The sequence below is a fragment of the Segatella oulorum F0390 genome, assembly GCF_000224615.1.
Lineage (GTDB): Bacteria > Bacteroidota > Bacteroidia > Bacteroidales > Bacteroidaceae > Prevotella > Prevotella oulorum.
Genome location: NZ_JH114215.1, coordinates 1,426,802 through 1,446,144, shown reverse-complemented (window position 1 = coordinate 1,446,144; position 19,343 = coordinate 1,426,802). Strand labels below are relative to the sequence as shown.

19 protein-coding genes are annotated in these 19,343 nt (G+C 45.4%); 11 read left to right on the top strand and 8 right to left on the bottom strand.

What is annotated here, in order from left to right:
- Positions 1-16: 16 nt before the first annotated feature.
- Entirely contained in the window at positions 17-223 is a 207-nt protein-coding gene (locus HMPREF9431_RS06230; protein ID WP_004380337.1) for a hypothetical protein, read from the bottom strand.
- Positions 224-762: 539 nt separating this feature from the next.
- Between HMPREF9431_RS06230 and priA the strand changes: the two genes are divergently transcribed.
- Positions 763-3,030 carry a replication restart helicase PriA gene (gene priA / locus HMPREF9431_RS06215; protein ID WP_004380335.1) on the top strand — a complete coding sequence of 756 codons (2,268 nt, stop codon included), beginning with the start codon at positions 763-765 and terminating at the stop codon, positions 3,028-3,030.
- A gap of 82 nt (positions 3,031-3,112) precedes the next feature.
- Here priA and HMPREF9431_RS06210 read toward each other — a convergent pair whose 3' ends face one another.
- From HMPREF9431_RS06210 to hpt, 6 genes are all read right to left on the bottom strand, one after another.
- Positions 3,113-4,633 (bottom strand): OmpP1/FadL family transporter, encoded by a 1,521-nt coding sequence (locus tag HMPREF9431_RS06210; RefSeq protein WP_040560940.1) that lies wholly within the window; start codon positions 4,631-4,633, stop codon positions 3,113-3,115.
- 444 nt (positions 4,634-5,077) lie between these two features.
- Positions 5,078-6,238, bottom strand: a complete 1,161-nt coding sequence (locus HMPREF9431_RS06205) for a M23 family metallopeptidase (RefSeq protein WP_004380333.1) — start codon at positions 6,236-6,238, stop codon at positions 5,078-5,080.
- A 30-nt stretch (positions 6,239-6,268) separates the two neighbouring features.
- A complete protein-coding gene (gene pgeF, locus HMPREF9431_RS06200) occupies positions 6,269-7,057 on the bottom strand; it encodes a peptidoglycan editing factor PgeF (RefSeq protein ID WP_004380332.1) in 789 nt (262 codons plus the stop codon).
- On the bottom strand, positions 7,054-8,226 hold the full coding sequence (obgE, locus tag HMPREF9431_RS06195) for a GTPase ObgE (protein WP_004380331.1): 1,173 nt from the start codon (positions 8,224-8,226) through the stop codon (positions 7,054-7,056). Before obgE ends, pgeF begins: the two co-directional genes overlap by 4 nt.
- A 21-nt stretch (positions 8,227-8,247) precedes the next feature.
- Positions 8,248-8,826 (bottom strand): adenylate kinase, encoded by a 579-nt coding sequence (locus tag HMPREF9431_RS06190; RefSeq protein WP_004380330.1) that lies wholly within the window; start codon positions 8,824-8,826, stop codon positions 8,248-8,250.
- A 39-nt stretch (positions 8,827-8,865) separates the two neighbouring features.
- Complete coding sequence (gene hpt, locus HMPREF9431_RS06185; RefSeq protein WP_004380329.1) at positions 8,866-9,405, bottom strand: hypoxanthine phosphoribosyltransferase; 540 nt, start codon at positions 9,403-9,405, stop codon at positions 8,866-8,868.
- A 105-nt stretch (positions 9,406-9,510) separates the two neighbouring features.
- Between hpt and HMPREF9431_RS06180 the strand changes: the two genes are divergently transcribed.
- The 6 genes from HMPREF9431_RS06180 to HMPREF9431_RS06160 all read left to right on the top strand — a co-directional run bounded on the left by HMPREF9431_RS06180 (position 9,511) and on the right by HMPREF9431_RS06160 (position 15,589).
- Positions 9,511-11,028 carry a bifunctional ADP-dependent NAD(P)H-hydrate dehydratase/NAD(P)H-hydrate epimerase gene (locus HMPREF9431_RS06180; RefSeq protein WP_004380328.1) on the top strand — a complete coding sequence of 506 codons (1,518 nt, stop codon included), beginning with the start codon at positions 9,511-9,513 and terminating at the stop codon, positions 11,026-11,028.
- Positions 11,029-11,041: 13 nt separating this feature from the next.
- Positions 11,042-12,082, top strand: coding sequence for a DUF4831 family protein (locus HMPREF9431_RS06175; RefSeq protein WP_004380327.1), 1,041 nt, complete (start codon positions 11,042-11,044; stop codon positions 12,080-12,082).
- Between the two features lie 202 nt (positions 12,083-12,284).
- Positions 12,285-12,509 carry a DUF6722 family protein gene (locus tag HMPREF9431_RS06170; protein WP_004380326.1) on the top strand — a complete coding sequence of 75 codons (225 nt, stop codon included), beginning with the start codon at positions 12,285-12,287 and terminating at the stop codon, positions 12,507-12,509.
- Positions 12,506-12,634, top strand: coding sequence for a hypothetical protein (locus tag HMPREF9431_RS13640; protein WP_004380325.1), 129 nt, complete (start codon positions 12,506-12,508; stop codon positions 12,632-12,634). The genes HMPREF9431_RS06170 and HMPREF9431_RS13640 overlap by 4 nt, the downstream gene beginning before the upstream one ends.
- 530 nt (positions 12,635-13,164) lie before the next feature.
- Positions 13,165-14,376, top strand: a complete 1,212-nt coding sequence (locus HMPREF9431_RS06165; RefSeq protein WP_004380324.1) for an MFS transporter — start codon at positions 13,165-13,167, stop codon at positions 14,374-14,376.
- Between the two features lie 205 nt (positions 14,377-14,581).
- Positions 14,582-15,589 (top strand): class II fructose-bisphosphate aldolase, encoded by a 1,008-nt coding sequence (locus tag HMPREF9431_RS06160; RefSeq protein ID WP_004380323.1) that lies wholly within the window; start codon positions 14,582-14,584, stop codon positions 15,587-15,589.
- Between the two features lie 102 nt (positions 15,590-15,691).
- Here HMPREF9431_RS06160 and HMPREF9431_RS06155 read toward each other — a convergent pair whose 3' ends face one another.
- The gene (locus HMPREF9431_RS06155) at positions 15,692-16,474 is read right to left on the bottom strand and encodes a radical SAM protein (protein WP_004380322.1); all 783 of its coding nucleotides are present in this window, start codon (positions 16,472-16,474) and stop codon (positions 15,692-15,694) included.
- 151 nt (positions 16,475-16,625) lie between these two features.
- Here HMPREF9431_RS06155 and HMPREF9431_RS06150 point away from each other — a divergent pair, with 151 nt between their 5' ends.
- From HMPREF9431_RS06150 to truB, 4 genes are all read left to right on the top strand, one after another.
- Complete coding sequence (locus tag HMPREF9431_RS06150) at positions 16,626-17,504, top strand: cell division protein FtsX (protein ID WP_004380320.1); 879 nt, start codon at positions 16,626-16,628, stop codon at positions 17,502-17,504.
- A 73-nt stretch (positions 17,505-17,577) separates the two neighbouring features.
- Positions 17,578-17,814 carry a DUF3098 domain-containing protein gene (locus HMPREF9431_RS06145; RefSeq protein WP_004380319.1) on the top strand — a complete coding sequence of 79 codons (237 nt, stop codon included), beginning with the start codon at positions 17,578-17,580 and terminating at the stop codon, positions 17,812-17,814.
- A gap of 5 nt (positions 17,815-17,819) precedes the next feature.
- Positions 17,820-18,650 (top strand): undecaprenyl-diphosphate phosphatase, encoded by an 831-nt coding sequence (locus tag HMPREF9431_RS06140; RefSeq protein WP_004380318.1) that lies wholly within the window; start codon positions 17,820-17,822, stop codon positions 18,648-18,650.
- Positions 18,650-19,342, top strand: a complete 693-nt coding sequence (truB, locus tag HMPREF9431_RS06135; RefSeq protein ID WP_004380317.1) for a tRNA pseudouridine(55) synthase TruB — start codon at positions 18,650-18,652, stop codon at positions 19,340-19,342. Before HMPREF9431_RS06140 ends, truB begins: the two co-directional genes overlap by 1 nt.
- Position 19,343: the final 1 nt, after the last annotated feature.

Sequence of the window (19,343 nt, the reverse complement as noted above, 5' to 3'; positions counted from 1 at the left end):
CGTTGTTTCTTTTGTTTTATTCTTCGTTCTCCATTTCCATTTCGTCTTCATCCTCGTCTTCCCAAACGGCACCGCCTTTCTTTGCGTTGGTGATGATGACACCGCCGCCTTGATTGATGCGTTTGTGGTCGCCGCTGGTGTTTTGCAAAAGACTTTCAACCGCCAGGGGATAAACTTTACTTTCGAGCTTTATGTATGCCCGCTTTGTTGCTTGTTTCTTCATTTTGTTAAAACTATTTTTTAATTGTGAGTGATTTTATCCTTGTTTTGCATACAAAATCCGTTCATTTATGCACGCAAAAAGGGCATGCAAAAAGTTTATAAAAAACTTCTTGCACACCCTTTGTTTATAAGTGATTATGTTGTATATTACGCGCGCGTCGCGCGTACCTTTATATTGGTCTCGCTCCTGTGTGTGTGTGTGTGTGTGTGTGTGTTACACAATTATTTGGATTGACCAAATAAAAAGGCATAAAAAAACAGGCAGAAGAAAAATTCTTTTGTGCTGCGAAAGTTGCCTTATGGTGTAAACTACTCATCACTTAACGTTTTATTTTATTGGCCGCAAAGTTAAATGTTTTTAGCGAAATGACGAAATATTTTCGAAAAGAATTTCCTTTTGTGGCGTTTTCGATGCGATAGACGGTGTGCTGAACTTGGTTCCGGCGGCAGCAAACAACGATTTTAGGGTTGTGGCATCGCCAAATTTTCGTTTGCGACATGGTGCCACCTTCTTATATTTTTTACTACCTTTGCTCGGCAATGAAATATGTAGAAGTTGTTCTTCCCCTGCCTTTGGATGGCCTTTTCACCTATTCGTTGCCCGAAGAATGGGCGCAGCAGGTGGCTTGCGGCATGCGCGTGTTGGTGCCTTTCGGTAAGACAAAGCACCACATTGGCATCGTGTGGCACCTCACGGATGTGAAGCCCGACTATGAATTGAAGCCCATTCTCGAAGTGCTCGACGCACAACCGGTGCTCCTGAGCCAGCAGATTCGCTTGTGGAATTGGATGGCCGACTACTATCTTTCGCCTTTGGGCGACATCTATAAGGCCGCGCTTCCCTCGGGCATGAAGATGGAAGAGGGCTACAAACCCAAAATGGAGACCTATGTTGCGCTGGCTCCTGCGTTTCAAAACGAGCAGGCGTTGCACTTTGCACTGAATGCGTTGGCACGCGCCACGCAGCAACAAAGGGTGATGATGGCCTATCTTTCGCTGTCGCATTGGGATAGCCTTTCAGCCGCCATGCCGCAGCCTTCCGTCACGCCCATCACGCGCGATGAGCTGCTGAACGTGACGCATTGCAGCATGGCCACGCTCAAAGCGCTGGTTGATCGCGGCTTTCTCGCCCTTTATAAGCAGGAGGTGGGGCGACTGAACAGCGCGACAACGGCGACGGCTCCGCTGCATTCGCTCAACGCGGCGCAGCAAAAAGCCTACGACGAAATCAAGGAAACGTTTCAAACGCGGAACGTAACGCTGCTGCATGGTGTGACCTCGAGCGGCAAAACGGAGCTGTATATCCATCTCATCGAGCAAGCGATTAAGGAGGGAAAGCAGGTGCTTTATCTTTTGCCCGAAATCGCCTTGACCGTGCAAATCACCAACCGTTTGAAGGCTGTTTTTGGTCAGCGCCTCGGCATTTATCATTCGAAATATAGCGATGCCGAGCGGGTTGAGATATGGAACAAACAGCTTTCTGCCGCGCCCTATGACATTGTGATTGGCGCACGCAGCGCGGTGTTTCTGCCTTTTCAGCGGTTGGGCTTGGTGATTGTCGACGAAGAACACGAGACGAGCTTTAAACAGCAAGAGCCTTCGCCACGCTATCATGCGCGGAGTGCGGCCATTATCTTGGCCCATCAGTATGGGGCGAAGACGCTTTTGGGCACAGCTACGCCGTCGATGGAGAGCTATCACAACGCCATCAGTGGAAAATATGGGCTCGTCAGGCTGGCAACGCGCTACCAAGACATTCAACTGCCGCAGATTGAAGTGGTGGATGTGAAGGATTTGCGGCGCCGAAAAATCATGAAAGGGCTTTTCTCGCCGCAACTGTTGCAAGCCATTGATGAGACGTTGGCTGCGGGAAATCAGGTGATTTTGTTTCAAAATCGCCGTGGATTTGCGCCGATGCTCACGTGTAAGGATTGCGGGTGGGTGCCCAAATGTGCCAACTGCGATGTCTCGCTCACCTATCATAAACAGCTCAATCAGCTCACTTGTCATTATTGTGGCTTCACCTATACGGTGCCAACCCACTGCCCTGAATGTGGCAGTGAGCAGCTCACCACGCAAGGTTATGGCACCGAAAAGATTGAAGATGCCATTCAAAAGCTGTTCCCACAGGCTAAAATCGCGCGGATGGATTTAGACACTACGCGCACGAAGAACGCCTATGAGCGATTGATTAGCGATTTTTCGCAGGGCAAAACGAATATCCTCATCGGTACGCAGATGATTAGTAAAGGGCTTGATTTCGACCATGTGCAGGTGGTGGGCATCTTGGATGCCGACACGATGTTGAACTATCCCGACTTCCGTGCCTATGAGCATGCCTTCACGATGATGGCACAAGTGAGCGGACGCGCGGGGCGGAAGGGTCGGCAGGGGCGTGTGATTTTGCAAACGAAGATGCCCGATTTGCCGCTGATTAGGCAAGTGGTGGCCCATGATTTCAACCATTTTAGCCACGACCTGTTGGAAGAACGTGCGTTGTTTCATTATCCACCGTTCTATCAGTTGGTGTATGTCTTTTTGAAACACAACAAGAACGAAGTGGTCGAAACGGCTGCGGTGGAGATGGGAAGCCGACTGAAACAGCTCTTCGGTACGCGCGTTTTAGGTCCCGATAAGCCCGCTGTGGCGCGCGTGAAGACAATGCACATCCGCAAAATTGTGATTAAATTGGAACGAAACCTCGACCCCAAAAAGGTGCGTGAAGCACTGCGGTGGGTGCAAAAACAAATGATGCAGGACAAACATTACGCTACCCTGCACATTTATTATGACGTTGACCCGCTGTAAAAAGCGGCCATTTTAGTGAGCAATCAATATCGAATTACGCGGTAATTGCTATCATATTACGCGATAATTCCTATCGAATTACTTAGAAGTTAATATCTAACCCCGCCGCAAACACGTTGTTATTGCGCGTGAAGTCGGCCTTATAGTTGCCGGCATCACCATTCACATGGCCGTAGAAGGTGTGGAAATAACCCAAGTTGAGGTTCATCTTCTCGCCCAGATGCAGGCAAACGCCCGCACCAACCGAGTTAGAATTGGCCACAAACGACTTGTCGTCCATGTATTCTTTCGTCAGACCATAGCTCGTGTTTTGCCAACCTGCACTCACGGTTAAGCACTGATTAACCTGGTATTCCGCACCCGCATTGTATTCAAGTGTGCCGCGTTTCAATTTCTTTTCGCGGTGTCCGTAGCTCGTAGCGTGCTTGTCGTCGAAGAAATGGAAACCCACATTGAGCTTTAAACGGTCGGTAGGCGTGTAGCCAACGCCCAAAGCTAAATAGGCCGGAATGTCATTTGCAATGGTCTTCCCATCGGAAAACTCGCCGATAGCTTCATCCATTTTGTGGTCGAACTGCTGTTTGAGTAATTGCATACCACCTGAAATTGCAGGATTAGTGAGAAGCGCTTGTGCTTGAGCGGGCGTGTAATGTGCCTCCGTAATGAGCATAGCGCCCAAGGTGGTGGGCAGGTTTCCAATGCTGGGTAATTGATTTACCGACTCGTTCTTTAGACGTATGCGCGTCTTAAACTCATATTTCGCAGCAAAATTCCATTTGCCTACTTTGTAATCAACGCCGATGATGGGGGTAAAACCAATCCCCGTTTGGTCGCAGTTCAATTGAATATCGGCCGAAGAAGGTTTGGTTTTGTCGAGCATGGTGTAAAGTGGCACCTTTCCAACCTTGATGTTTCGCACGTAACCATAGTAGTTGCTCATGGCATAAATGCCGCGAACGCCAGCAAAAGCACTAAGCTCCGGGGTGATGCGATAGGCTGCACCGAGCGACAAACTGTAGTAATATTGGCGGCCACGCATGTAGCTTTCAAAAGCATAGGTTCCTTGGTTACCAAACTTATTGGCCGAAGACAGCCCCAACACATTGCCTGTCGCATGGTCTAAAGCTTGTGCCAACAGATTAACTCCTTGTGCAGTTTCGCCAACAACCTTCTCGAATGAACCTAAACCATTATCGAAAGTGCATTTTCCACCGCCTCCTGTTACGCCAAACATCGCCTGGAAAGAAAACTTGTTCCAGTTGTATGCCGCTTGAATCGAAGGAATAACGGGGGCAAAAGCCTTGCCCTCGAAGGTTCTTTCCGTAGAAGGATTTTGCTGGTTGCGTGCGAAAAGGGGATACGAATTCTTGATCGTTCGGCTTTGAAAGGCCAGCTGCCAGTTGAACGACAAGTGCCAACCCGGTGACAAGAAAGCCACACCTGCGGGGTTAGCATAAACACCATCGATGCCAATGGCTGCATCTCTGCTCAGCATGCGGTCAAAGGCTGCATTTTGATTGGTGTTGGTTAATAACCCGCCTGCAAAGGTTTGTTGCGACAACACCATTGCAGTGCTTATGAAAACGAATTTTAATTTATTCATCTTTAAAATTACTAATAAAAATCTCCGCAAAGGTATTTCTATTGCTCTAAAATGCTACTATTTCGCGATATTATTTAAATAGCCTTAACATTCGAGCGCCTGTTTCATGCACAAGAGTGTTGTTTTGTGCAACTTTCCGACGGTTTTTCTTTCTTGTTTTAAAGAGTAAGTCCTGCACTTTCCATCGTTTCTGACGGTGGGGCCGTGTGCATCATGAGGATGAGAAGTGGGGTAGTGTGTGCTTTTGTTACTTCAGGAGCGCACCGGTAATGACACCTTATTATATAAGGGCTACCTCGTGGCGCTTGATGACGTATACACTTAGCGCGCCAACCAATAGTTATGATGCTATTGGTTGGCGCGCATCGTTATCCTCGATGCCCACTCTTTGTGAGCAATCTCATGCGATGGCGCGCACGTGCAAAGCACCATCGCTTGCAAACGCTATTTGTTTGCGTAATAGTTCTTGGTTGATTTCACATTGCCATTCTTACTCAATGTGAGCGTTACTTGCTGTAACGATTTGTTGGTATGGTCGAAAATAACGGCAGGGTTGAGCCTATGTCCTTGGAAGAAGAGTTCAAAATGCAGATGTTCTGTCGTGGCTCTGCCTGTTCTTCCCGTTAAACCAATCACTTGTCCTGCCTTTACTTTGTCGCCCACTTTCACTAAATTCTTAGACTGATGGCTGTAAAGGGTTTCAAAACCATATTTATGTTTGATGCGAATGCAATTACCATAGCCCGAAAAAGGACTGCTCCTAACGACGACACCATCAAAGGCTGCCAAGATTTTATCATTGGGAATGGTTTTGATATCAACACCCGAATGGTGGCGAGCCCCGCCATAAGGGCTGATGACATGACTTCCCGGGAGCGGATAAGCCCACTCTTCTTTTTCTAAATAGGAGAGGTTCCATTTGAAAGATTCTCGGTTGCTGAATGGATTTTCTTCGTCAATCTTGTCTTCTTTTTCAGGTTTATTCTTTGTTTCGGCGAGGGCTACATCTACATATTTCCCATTCTTGGTGCAGACAAGTGTCTTTTTTCTTAGCCGGTGTCCACGGATTTCCAAGACCACATCGGGATTAATTTTTCCACCATTAATCATGATGAAGAAGCGGCAAAGTCCTTTCTTTTTCGACTTTGTCGATGTGTTGTCAGTCCCAACAATCGCAATGCTTTGCCCAGCCTGCACTTTATCTCCTACTTTTACGAGGTTTTGTGCATTGTTTGCATAAACGGTTTCAAGGCCATTATCGTGGCGAATGACGATCGTGTTCCCATTCGTTCCCATCGTTTTTGCAAGGCGCACCGTACCGTTCAGCATGGCTTTCACCACGTCTCCTTCTTTCGTTGCAATCTCAAGGGTTTGATGATCGTCCGCGAGGTTTGCTTTTCCGACGGGCAATGGAAATGAAAAATTGTCTTTCCCAATGTCGCTTAGGTTGATTTGAAAGGCGTTTGAACGGGCAAAGAGCCCAGGTGTCGCGATACTTATCTGTTGCTGTTCGGCGGCTGTAAATTTGTCTTTTGCAGGCATAAAAGCTGAGCACAGCATGCAAAAGAAACTCAAAAATAATAGTACTTGGATTTTTTTCTTCATAAGTCTAAAGTGTTTAGAATGGTGGGTTGCTTAAAAATGAGCGGGTTGTAACATGATTCCCGAGTAAATACGCCCTGAATGTATGCCCAATTTCCGTGCAGAGAAATAGTCTTCTGACTGCTGATAGGTGCAGATATGGCTCATGATGATGTGCTGGGGAGGCACACCTTTCTCAATGAGTTGCAGTTGATTGCATCGCGGAAGGTCAATATGCCATTTCGTTTTTTGGCATGCAATGGCCGACATATCGAATGCAGCTTGCTGAAAAGCCTCATACACTTCGTCGCCCACTTCAAACGCTTCGAGCGATATTCCAGGGCCAATGGCGGCATAGAGGTGTTGAGGCTGGGTGCCAAAGGTCTGTGCCATGGTGTGGATTGTCTTCTCAACAATGCGTGCAACGGTGCCCCTCCATCCTGCATGAACGGCTGCAATGGCTTGCTGTTGCGCATCATAAAGCAGGATAGGGATGCAATCGGCTGTCGAAACACCAATGCAGAGGCCACGTTCTTGCGTAATCATCGCATCAACATCGTCTAAATATTCTTGCCGTTTCTCAGTGGGTTGGTTCAGCATCTCTTGATCAACGCAGGCCACTTTTGTACCATGCACCTGGTGAGGAACGAGAATGTTTTGCGAGGGAATGCCCAAGGTGGCTGCCAAAAGCTGTTTGTTTCGTGTTACATGTTCTAACGAATCGCCACAATATTCGTTAATATTGAACGCACAAAAGGTGCCTTTGCTTACACCGCCCTTACGCAAAGAGCTAAAAGCAAAGACACCTTTTGCTATGTCGTATATGTGTAACTGTGGCCTCATTCTCCTTCCTCTACTTCGTATTCATAGTCGTCTAAGTCCTCGATTTCATCCTCATCAACAAATTCTATGTCGTCGAAGTCGGCATCTTCGGCTTGCATTTCTTCTGCAAAAATGCGCATGTCTTTATCGCGATGCACCAAGGTATCTTCAGCAGTAATCTCTTGTAACTTGTTGCTTTCGCTATTGAGTTCGCGCCACAACACGTCTTTTAGTTCGTTTAATCCTAAGCCCGTTACCGATGAAATGAATACCACGGAGAGGTCTTCGGGCAGCGTTTCGCGAAGCATTTCGATGAGTTCATCGTCCAAAAGGTCGCTCTTTGTGACGGCCAGCACACGATGTTTGTCAAGCATCTCGGGGTTAAACTGCTGCAATTCGTTGAGCAGCACCTCATATTCGTGCTTGATGTCGTCGGTATCGCCCGGCACCATGAACAGCAAAAGCGAATTACGTTCGATGTGACGCAGAAAGCGAAGCCCCAAACCTTTACCCGAACTTGCACCTTCTATGATGCCAGGAATGTCGGCCATCACGAATGATTTGTGGTCATGATAGGCCACAATGCCTAATGAAGGCTCTAAGGTGGTGAAAGGATAGTTGGCGATTTTGGGACGAGCGCTCGATAAAGTTGAGAGCAATGTTGATTTCCCTGCGTTGGGAAAGCCCACCAATCCGACGTCAGCCAGCAGCTTAAGCTCCATGATAATCGTCATTTCTTCCATGGGTTCTCCCGGTTGTGCGTAGCGAGGAGCTTGGTTAGTTGATGTGCGAAACTGAAAGTTTCCCAAGCCTCCGCGTCCACCTTTGAGCAAAAGCACTTCTTGCTTGTCGTAGGTTACATCACAAATATACTTGCCTGTTTCAGCATTGTAGACCACCGTACCGCATGGAACATCGATGTAAACATCTTTTCCATTGGTGCCATGGCACTTGTCTCGTCCACCATTTCCGCCATGTTCCGCATAGATATGGCGCTGGTATTTCAGATGGAGCAGCGTCCAATAATTGTGATTGCCCCGCAGATAGATGCTGCCTCCATTACCTCCATCCCCGCCATCTGGCCCACCATTGGGCTGATATTTCACGTGACGGAGGTGCATAGAGCCTCGTCCGCCCTTGCCAGAGCGACAATAAATCTTGACGTAGTCTACGAAATTGGAGTCAGCCATGCTATGCTTTGCAGATTGATTTTATTCAGAAAGTTGGTCTATCTCGCTGGCAATGCGCGCGAAAATCTCTTCGACTGTGCCTAAACCCTCTACATGATGGTGCACACCTTCCTTCTTATACCAGTCAATCAAAGGAGCCGTTTGGGTGTGGTACACATTCAAACGTTTTTTAATCGTCTCCTCATTGTCATCACTTCTGCCGCTCTCTTTGCCGCGATTAATTAAGCGTGCCATCAGTTCTTCTTCTGGAACGGCGAGCTCAATCATTGCAGCTATCTTGTGACCCCGCTCATGAAGCATCTTTTTCAACGCCTCAGCCTGAGGTGTTGTACGTGGGAAACCGTCGAAAATTACACCTTTATGGTGGCTGCCGAAGCTGTCATAAACATGTGCTAAGATGTCAACCATCAGCTCATCCGGAATTAATTGGCCGTTGTCAATATAGCCCTTTGCGGTCTTTCCAAGCGCTGTTCCATTCTTAATCTCATTGCGTAGTACGTCACCTGTAGAGATATGGCCGAAGCCATACTTCTCAATCATCTTGTCGCTTTGTGTACCTTTTCCGGCACCTGGAGCGCCAAAAATAACAATATTCTTCATTATGATTTTATAAAATAATACTAACTGAATCTTCGTTCTTTAGGGTTCAACCACGGTATAAATATCACGAAGCTGACGACCTTGCTGGTCATAGTCCAAACCATAGCCCACAATGAAATCATTTGGGATTTCCATTGCGACATATTCGATGTTGAGTGGCACTTGCAACTTTTCTGGTTTTAAAAGTAATGTGCAGATATGTAGCGACCCGGGATTGCGTGTTCCTAAGGTTTCTAACATCCGTTTCATGGTCTGTCCCGTGTCAACAATGTCCTCAACAATCACCACAGTGCGCCCCGATATATCTTCATTCAGACCGATAACTTCTTTGACTTCTCCTGTTGAAATGGTGCCTTGATAGGAAGCTAACTTCACAAAAGAGATCTCACAAGGGATGGTAATATAACGCAATAAGTCGGCTGCAAAGACAAAAGAGCCATTGAGCACGGCCAAGAACAGTGGGTTCTTGTCTGCTAAGTCGCGATTGATTTCCTCGGCAACTGCTTTTACGTGCTGTAAAATCTCTTTTTCGGGAATAAACGTTTTGAACGTTAAGTCCTTGATTTTGATAATATTCATCGGTGCGAATAGGATTAATTTGTTGCAAATTTACTAAAAATATAGGAAACGCTCCCCACCAATTAGCATTAATTTTGTATTTTTGCAGCAACTATAACGATTAGTATGAAGATATTCAACAGCGCTCAAATTCGTGAGCTCGACAGCTATACCATCGCCCATGAGCCTATTGAATCGATTGAATTAATGGAGCGAGCCGCCAAGGCTATCACCTATAACATCATGCAAACATGGACTAACAAAACCCCATTTGTGGTGTTTGCCGGTTCCGGAAACAATGGTGGTGATGCGCTTGCCGTAGCAAGAATGCTGGCTTCGCATGATTATGAAGTGAGCGTTTATTTGTTTAATATTCATGACCATCTTTCAGAAGATTGTGCAAAAAATAAGCAACGGGCACTTGATGGCAAAAATTTAAAGGACTTTCATGAGGTCGTTGTTGACTTTGAACCCCCTAAATTAACAGCTGATATGGTGGTTGTTGATGGTTTGTTTGGAAGCGGTTTAAACAAACCTTTAGCGGGAGGTTTCGCTTCTTTGGTGAAATATATCAATCAAAGTCCATCCAAAGTAGTCAGCATTGATTTGCCTTCGGGACTGATGACCGAAGATAATACGTATAATGTGCGGCAGAACATTATACGCGCCGATTACACTTTTACGCTGCAACAATTAAAACTCAGTATGCTTTTGGCTGATAATCAGCCCTATTTAGGTGAAGTGCGCGTGTTGGATATCCGACTTTCACCCACCTATATCCAAGAAACCGTTGCGCAATATCAGCTACTTGAAGAGCAAGATATTCGTAATCGGTTGCACCGACGTTCCCCTTTTGCGCATAAAGGCGACATGGGTACAGCCTTTTTGGTGGCGGGATGTTATGGCATGGCGGGTGCAGCTGTGTTGGCAACGCGCGCTTGTTTGCGGGCGGGAGCCGGCAAAGTCATTGTGCATACGCCTAAACGTAACTATGGAATTATGCAAACCAGCGTTCCTGAAGCGGTATTGCAGATGGATAAAGAAGAAACGATTTTCTCGGAACCTGTAGAAACCGACGATTATGAGGCCGTTGGAATGGGACCGGGATTGGGTAAGAATGAGACAACCGCTATTGCTCTCATTGCCCAAATTCGGCGCACACAATGCCCCATGGTGTTAGATGCTGATGCCCTGAATATCTTGGGAAATCATCGCGCTTGGATGCAACAGTTGCCCGAAGGGCTTATCTTTACGCCTCATCCGGCAGAGTTTGATCGCTTAGAAGGGGTTGTTTCAAATGGCTGTTACGACCGTCTTTTGAAAGCCATTCGGTTAGCTGAGCGCATACATGGTTATATCTTGCTCAAAGGTCACTATTCCGCTTTGTGCACACCTGATGGGAAAGTGTTCTTCAATCCTACGGGAAATGCAGGCATGGCCACAGCAGGTAGTGGGGATGTGCTGCTGGGTATTATCACAGGATTGTTGGCACAGGGCTATCATTCAAAGGATGCTTGTCTCGTAGGGATGTATCTTCATGGTTTAGCGGGCGATTTAGCCGTGCGCGATTTGGGCGAAGAAAGTCTTTTAGCTTCGGATATGATTGCCTATTTGCCCAAGGCATTCCTACGTATTCGTGAATAGAAATTATGGAAATATGAAAAAAATATGGAGTTTATGGCTGTGCCTTCTATGGGTTGTTGGCCATGCACAAAATGTGGCAGAAGGTGCTACCTATTGTCTGCCTAAAACGGCTATACAGGTGCGTTTGCTGGTAGAAAAGACGGTTTATACACCAGGTGATTTGGCAGCGTATGGCGAAAAGTATCTCAAATTGCAACAGGTGGCTTTCGAACCCACAACCACTTATCGCGTCGTGCAAGCAAAGATGTTGCCCGTAGGCATTGCAGACACGGCAAAACAACACACGGTTTTGCTGGATAAAAAGCATAGCATCATCAAAGTTGACCGCAATCCTGCGGGCATTTTGTTGGCTATTAATGCCACAGGAAAGGAACCTGCGCCACCCAAGCCCTTCGTTTCTGCACCGAAAGCCACCCCTTTAAATCCACGCGATTTTATGAATGCCGACATTCTCTCTGCCGGTTCAAAAGGCAAAATGGCAGCACTTATCGCGTCTGATATTTATGAAATCCGCGACAGTCGCAATCAACTCACGCGCGGTGAGGCCGATTTTATGCCTAAAGATGGCGAACAGTTGCGTCTGATGATGGATAATCTGAATCGGCAGGAGCAGGCCTTGTTGCAGGAGTTTAAGGGGACAACGGTGTGCGATACAGCCGAAGTGGTGCTCTCTTTTGTGCCGCAACCCAATGTCATGCGCCACACCTTGTGCCGTTTTTCCGACCATGCGGGCATCTTAGATGCGAATAATGTGGAAGGGCGACCGCTCATAGTGCATGTGCAAGACCTGCATCAAGTGGCGACTTTCCAGCAACCTGTGGATGCAAAGAAGAGCAAAGAAGACATTGGGGTATATGTAAATCTGCCCGGAAAAATAAAGCTCTTGCTCTATGATGGCAACATTTTGCTGTCGCAACTCGAAACCCCTGCAGGGCAGTTTGGGCGGACAGAAGCCATCAGCAGCGAACTTTTTGGTAAGAAATTTACCACACATATTCGCTATGATGCGGCTACTGGCAGTGCCATCCAGTTTGATGTGGAGCCTTTGCAATAAGGTTATTTGATAGCCTCTGTAACCAGTTGGTTATAAGGATGCTATAAATTGCAAAGAAAAAGCTATGCTTTTGCACGGTAAAGTGGTGCAGATTGCACGGTAATCGCCATCACTTTGTGTGACAAAAGGATAGCTTTTTTGTTGCATTTCATTTGCGAATGAAAAACTTGCAGGTCTCATTTTAATTGTTTATATTTGCGCCATGAACACTAAGAAAAGGGAGAAATTGGGCGATTTGTCTTTAGATATAGCCAAATATATCATTACCGCAGTGTTGATTTCGGCTTTGTTTAACCGGTCGGATGAATGGAAATGGTATAACTTTATCTATCCGATAATTGCCGTAGCATTGACCATTTGGATTGGTCTTCTTCTCATTGATAGCAAGAAAGGTGATGGTAAACAACATAAAGGAGAAGGATTATGACAGGGGTAGATTTCTTTTTAACGGGAATTGTTTTAATGTTGTTCGGCTGGAAGCTCTACTTTGATTATGCAGATCGGAAAGAAGAGCGTCGGCAACGTGAGAAAAATGCACACCATTCTAAATAGTCTGCGCACTATTTCCCGATAGAAGGGTGCAGAAAAATGCATGCTTTAGTGGGTCAGATGAATGGAAATGGTATGATTTTATCTATCCTGTTATCGTTGTTGGAGTGATGATTGGGGTAAGTCTCTTTCTTATAGATGGAAAAGAAAACGAGAATAAGAAACAATAAAGGAGGCATCTTATGGCAGGAATAAACTTTTTTTAACAGCAATTTTATTGATGTTTTTGGGATGGGCACTTTATTTTCGGTTGCAAGATAAGAAAGAAGAGCGTCGGCAACGTGAGAAAAATGCGCACCACTCTGAATAATTGTCGTTGTTTTTTGCCGTAAAAGGCTCGCACGAAAGCGCTTTGAAAGCGCACTCTTCTTTGTGGTAGAAGGCGCTTTGGAGAGGAGTTTATGTTAAAGTATGCGTGTGGAGGGATGGCGATGTATGAAATAAAACTTCATCATAAGTTTGCGTTTTTCTTATGATTGTCTTAAATTTGCAACGAAATAAATCTGTTTTTTAAGCAGCATCAGCCATTCGATATGAAGAAAGCCACATTAACCAATCGGCAGTATTTCGTGCCGTTTGTGCTCATCACCTCATTGTTTTTCTTGTGGGGCTTTGCACGTGCGATACTAGATTTGCTCAATAAACATTTCCAAAACGCATTAGACATTAGCATAACGCAATCGTCGTTGATTCAAGTCACAACCTATTTGGGTTATTTCATCACCGCCATTCCTGCCGGATGGTTTATCAATCGTCATGGCTATCGGTTGGGTGTGGTGATGGGATTGCTGCTGTTTGGCTTCGGAGCACTCTTGTTTGTCCCGCTTTCGGCGCTCCATTCCTTCTACACTTTCTTGATTGCTTTATTTATAATAGGGTGTGGTTTGGTGTTTTTAGAGACCTCGGCTAACCCTTATGTTACGGAACTTGGCGCAAAAGAGACAGCCACAAGCCGATTGAATTTTTCGCAATCATTCAATGGCTTAGGCAGTTTGTTTGCAACATTTATCGTGGGACAATTCCTTTTTGGCGGCTCTGTTGGCGAGGGAGAGATCGTGGTACCTTATACCATCTTAGGCATTTTGGTGCTTCTTATCGCATTGGTTTTCTCACGGGTGCAGCTTCCTGAAATCAAACATGCCGCGTCAAGCGATGATGAAGTGAAAGGAACACGCATCATGAAACTGTTTCGTTATCATCCGATGTTTGTGTTTGGGCTTTTCGCTTTGCTGGCTTATGAGGTGTCCGAAATATCGATTAATAGTTATTTCATCAACTTTATGACCGGCGAAGGATATATGACCGACCGTACAGCCAGCGTCATTTTGACCGTTGCTTTAGGCTTCTTTATGGTGGGACGCTTTGTGGGTAGTTGGCTGATGCAGTATGTCCGTGCCGAGAAATTGTTGCTCCTTTGTGCTGCAGGCAGCGTCAGTTCTATGGTAGTGGTGTTGCTGGGCTTAGGTAAAATCAGCATGGTGGCACTCATAGCCAACTATTTATTTGAGGCCATCATGTTTCCAACCATCTTTTCTTTGGCGCTGAACGGATTGGGAAACCTTAAAAAGAGTGCGGCATCTCTGCTGATGATGACCCCTATTGGTGGATGTGGTTTCTTGCTGATGGGGATTATTGCCGATGCTTCTAACCTGATAGCACCATTTGTTATCCCCCTCTTTGGTTATTTTGTGGTGTTGCTTTTTGCATCAGAATTGTTGCGTAAGGCCCATGAAGCGGTATCCTGAAAGGGCCTACTTTGTTATATCTATGTGGCAATTATAAAGCGTAAAGGTGATAATTTTGCAGGCTTTAGACTTTTTAAACTTTCATCCAGTAAAAAACAAGAATAACATTTTGCGTTCTCAAAAGAATATGTTAAATTTGCAGTACTTATAAAAAGTGATAGCAATTCATTTGGAACATTCATTCATTTAAATAAAAATCATAATTATGGCAGTTAGTTATAAAGATTTAGGTCTTGTGAACACGCGTGAAATGTTCAAAAGAGCAATCAAAGGTGGTTATGCAATTCCTGCATTTAATTTCAACAACTTGGAACAGCTCCAGGCAATTATCACCGCTTCTTCAGAATTGAAGTCGCCCGTTATTCTTCAGGTTTCTAAAGGAGCTCGTAACTATGCAAACCCAACTCTCCTTCGTTATATGGCTGAAGGTGCCGTTGCGTATGCAAAAGAATTGGGTTGTGCGCATCCCGAAATCGTGCTCCATTTGGATCATGGTGATAGCTTTGAGTTGTGCAAAAACTGTGTAGACATGGGCTTCTCTTCAGTGATGATTGATGGTTCTGCACTTCCTTACGAGGAAAACATCGCTTTAACGAAGAAGGTTGTGGAATATGCACATCAGTTTGATGTTACGGTTGAGGCCGAATTAGGTGTGTTAGCAGGTGTTGAAGACGAAGTGGCTTCTGAAGTTTCTCACTACACCAAGCCCGAAGAAGTTGTTGATTTCGCTACACGTACAGGTTGCGATTCGTTGGCAATTTCTATTGGTACGTCTCATGGTGCCTACAAGTTCACGCCCGAACAGTGCACACGTGACCCGAAAACCGGTCGCTTAGTTCCTCCTCCATTGGCATTCGATGTGTTGGCAGAGATTGAGAAACAGCTTCCTGGATTCCCCATTGTATTGCATGGTTCATCTTCTGTTCCTCAGGAATATGTGGATATCATCAACAAGTTTGGTGGCAAGTTGCCTAACGCAGTGGGTATCCCTGAAGAGCAACTCCGTAAGGCTTCGAAGAGTGCTGTATGCAAAATTAATATCGATTCAGACTCTCGTTTGGCTTATACGGCAGGTGTTCGTGAGACATTGGCAGAGCATCCCGACTACTTTGATCCACGTCAATATGGCAAGGTTGCCCGCAACTACATGATCGATATGTACAAACATAAGATCACTGACGTATTGGGTTCAGAGAATAAATTAGCCGAATAAGGGTAATTTAAGATTGAATAATCGTATTTTTTATATGAATAAAAGGCGGAAGTTGTTGAGACTTTCGCCTTTTTAGTTCTTTGTCATAAGCTAAATGGCACCTTAATAGGAGGCAGAACAGGGTATTCCGGCTGCAATAACCTGTGCTTTGATGGCATCAAGTTCTTGTGGAGTAGCCTTAAAGAGGGTTTGATCGGGTGTCTCTCTGTCAATGGTGTAGACCATCACCGATTGAGGTTGTATGGCTTTAACAGCAGCTAACCAGGGTAAGACGTAGTGGTCTGAGAGGTTGCTTACATCGTTTCCATGCATGTCTTGCCCTTTTAGAAACATGGTTTGAATGATGATATGCCCTTGAAAGCGCTTCATGTTCTTGATAATTTCTTCCACCTTGTAATGTAATCCTGTAGGTCGGTCAACGCGTTGGATATAGTTTGCGTCGATAGTGTCTAATTTAAGTATGTTGTTGTCTACGAGCATCAGTGCCTCGAACACGTTGGGATGATGGATGAATGTGCTATTGCTGAGCACGCTGATCTTTGCGTTGGGACAGTATTTCTCGCGCAACATTCGGGTGTCAACAATAATCTCTTTGAAGGCCGGATGTGCGGTAGGCTCGCCATTTCCGGCAAAAGTGAGTACGTCGGGCAGTTGCTTTTGGGCAGCCATTTCTTGGAGTTTAACCTCAAGTTTCAGCCTCACTTCCTCTCGTGTGGGACGGCGTTGCGATGGAATGTGGCTCTGATTAAATCCACATTCACAATAAATGCAATCGAAAGTGCAGACCTTTCCATCTGCAGGCATGAGGTTAATGCCTAATGAAATGCCTAATCTTCGGCTGTGAACAGGACCGAAAATAGGGGCGGGATATATTATTGTACTCATAAGGACAGCAAAGTTACGGAATCTATTTCAGCCACTTTCTGTTTTAAAAGATTTAGAATGATATTAACGTTAAGGGACGTTAAACAATTGCTCTCCGCTGTTTTTTGCATTACCTTTGCAAGATATTAGGTGTGGTATATACTTTTCTTAGATGAGACAACGTTATAAAAGGTCGGGAAATCATTATGGATTGCAAGGCGTGACCCTCTGTATCAGTACGGCAATGGTGCTGATTTTGTTAGGAATGGTCGTGTTTTCAGTGCTCGCAGCACATAATATGTCGACTTATGTAAAAGAGCATTTGTTGGTTACAATGACATTCCAAGATGACGTAACCCATTCTGAAGCGCAGCAAGTTTGTGCGAAGTTGCGCCAGCATCCTTATATCACAAGTGTAAATTTTATTAGCAAAGAGCAGGCTTTAGCCGAGCAAAAGCGTGCCATGGGCACTGATCCTTCAGAGTTTATTGGCATGAATCCGTTCTTGAGTTCCATAGAGATTCGCTTGAAAGGTGATTACGCTAACAACGATTCTTTAGCATGGATAACGAAGGATTTGCAGCGCTATCCTAAGGTGGGGAAGGTGAGTTATGAGCGTGGTTTGGTGGAGAGTGTCAACCAAACGCTACAAAAGTGTAGCGTCATACTTTTGGTGTTGGCCGCCTTACTGACATTCGTTTCTTTCTCACTCATCAACAGTTCTACGCGGTTAGATATTTATTCGCGTCGTTTTTCCATTCATATTATGAAGTTGGTCGGCGCATCATGGGGTTTTATTCGTCGTCCCTTTGTGTGTCGGGCAATAGCGGTTGGTGTGGTAGCGGCATTGATAGCCGTGGGCGTTTTGGGTGCATGTTTGTATGCATTGTATTGTTCTGAGCCCGACGTATTGTTGGTTGTTACCCCCGATGTGATAGGCATCACGGTTGTCTCGGTGTTCTTTTTTGGCATAGTCATTACAGGGATTTGTGCCAATCTATCGGTGACAAAGTTCTTAAAGATGAAGGCCAGCGAGCTTTATAAGATATAGTAAATACGAAAACGCTGTTTCAATGCCGGGCTTTTGACGCTGCATTGTAACGGCAAATGCAAGATTAAATAAAATGGATAAGAAGAATTTTGCCTTTGATAAAGTCAATTTCATATTGTTGGCTGTGGGCATGTGTGTAGTGATATTAGGCTTTATTTTGATGAGTGGCGGTGGTTCTACCGAGACAACTTTCGATGAAAATATCTTTAGTCCCCTGCGCATTAAGGTAGCTCCTGTAGTGTGTTTTGTCGGATTCATTTCCATTATTTATGCTATTATGCATAAACCTAAGACGAAACAGGACGAATAAGGCTTATGGATTTCATTCAAACCATTATCATTGCCATTGTAGAAGGGCTGACAGAATTCCTTCCTGTCTCGTCAACAGGGCACATGATTATTACGCAAAATCTCTTAGGTGTGCCTAAAGGTGACCCCTTTGTGCATGCTTTCACCTTTATTATTCAGTTTGGAGCCATCCTGTCTGTGGTGTGTTTGTATTGGAAACATTTCTTTCAAATGCGCACAAAGGAAGAGTTTCAAGCTAAGTTAAGGTTCTATGGGCTACTGATTGTTGGCGTCTTTCCTGCTGTTGTGGTGGGCTTGTTGGCTAAAAAAAGTGGTCTTTTAGATTGGCTTTTAGACAGTGTTACCGTTGTTGCCATCACCTTAGTATTAGGAGGTGTATTCATGTTGTTCTGCGATCGACTGTTCAACGCAACGGATAAAACGAACGAAGTGAATTGGAAACGCGCCTTTAAGATTGGTTGTTTCCAGTGTTTGTCGGTCATTCCGGGCATGAGTCGCAGCATGTCTACCATCGTAGGTGGCATGCAACAGGGACTAACGCGTAAGCGAGCGGCTGAGTTTTCATTCTTCTTAGCGGTTCCAACGATGGCAGGTGCGACACTATTAGACCTATTAGAAATGTTTAAAGAAGGCACTAATTGGGCTACAACCACCAATATAGAACTGTTGCTTTTGGGCTGCATCGTGGCATTTGTCGTTGCCATCTTTGCCATGAAATGGTTTGTTGCTTTCTTGACAAAATATGGTTTTAAAGCCTTTGGTTGGTATCGAATTATCGTCGGTTTGGTGATTCTTGTGCTTTTAGCAACAGGACATTCTTTGACAATGGTTGACTGATGGATTTCAAAGCAGGCGAAATTTTTGCAATAGATAAGCCCTATCGTGTATCGAGTTTTGGGGCTTTAGCCCATGTACGCTATGTGCTTTCCCGCGCATTGGGCTATAAAGTGAAGATTGGTCACGCCGGAACTTTGGATCCATTGGCTACAGGTGTGCTCATTCTTTGCACCGGAAAGGCCACCAAACGCATAGAAGAATTTCAAGGACAGACGAAAGAATATGTGGCAACCTTGCAGTTAGGAGCGACCACAGCAAGCTATGATATGGAGCATGAAGTAAGCGAAACGTTTGCAACGGCTCATATTACACGTGCCCTGATTGATGAAAAGTTAGCCCAGTTTGTGGGCGATATTCTCCAAACCCCACCCAGTTATAGCGCCGTAAAGGTGAAAGGTGAGCGCGCTTATGACCTGCGTCGTTCAGGCGAATCCGTGCAGTTGAAGCCCAAGCAAGTGCATATTGAGCAGATAGAAGTGCTGCATTTCGATGCGGAGCGCATGCGATTGCAGCTTCGTGTCGTGTGTGGAAAGGGCACTTATATTCGTGCTTTGGCGCGCGATTTGGGCAGAGCTTTGCAAAGTGGTGCCTATTTAACCGAGTTGAGGCGCACCCGTGTGGGCGCATTTACGGTTGATACCTGCCTCGATTACGAAAACATTCAGGCTTGGTTAGACGAAAAAGAAATTTAAA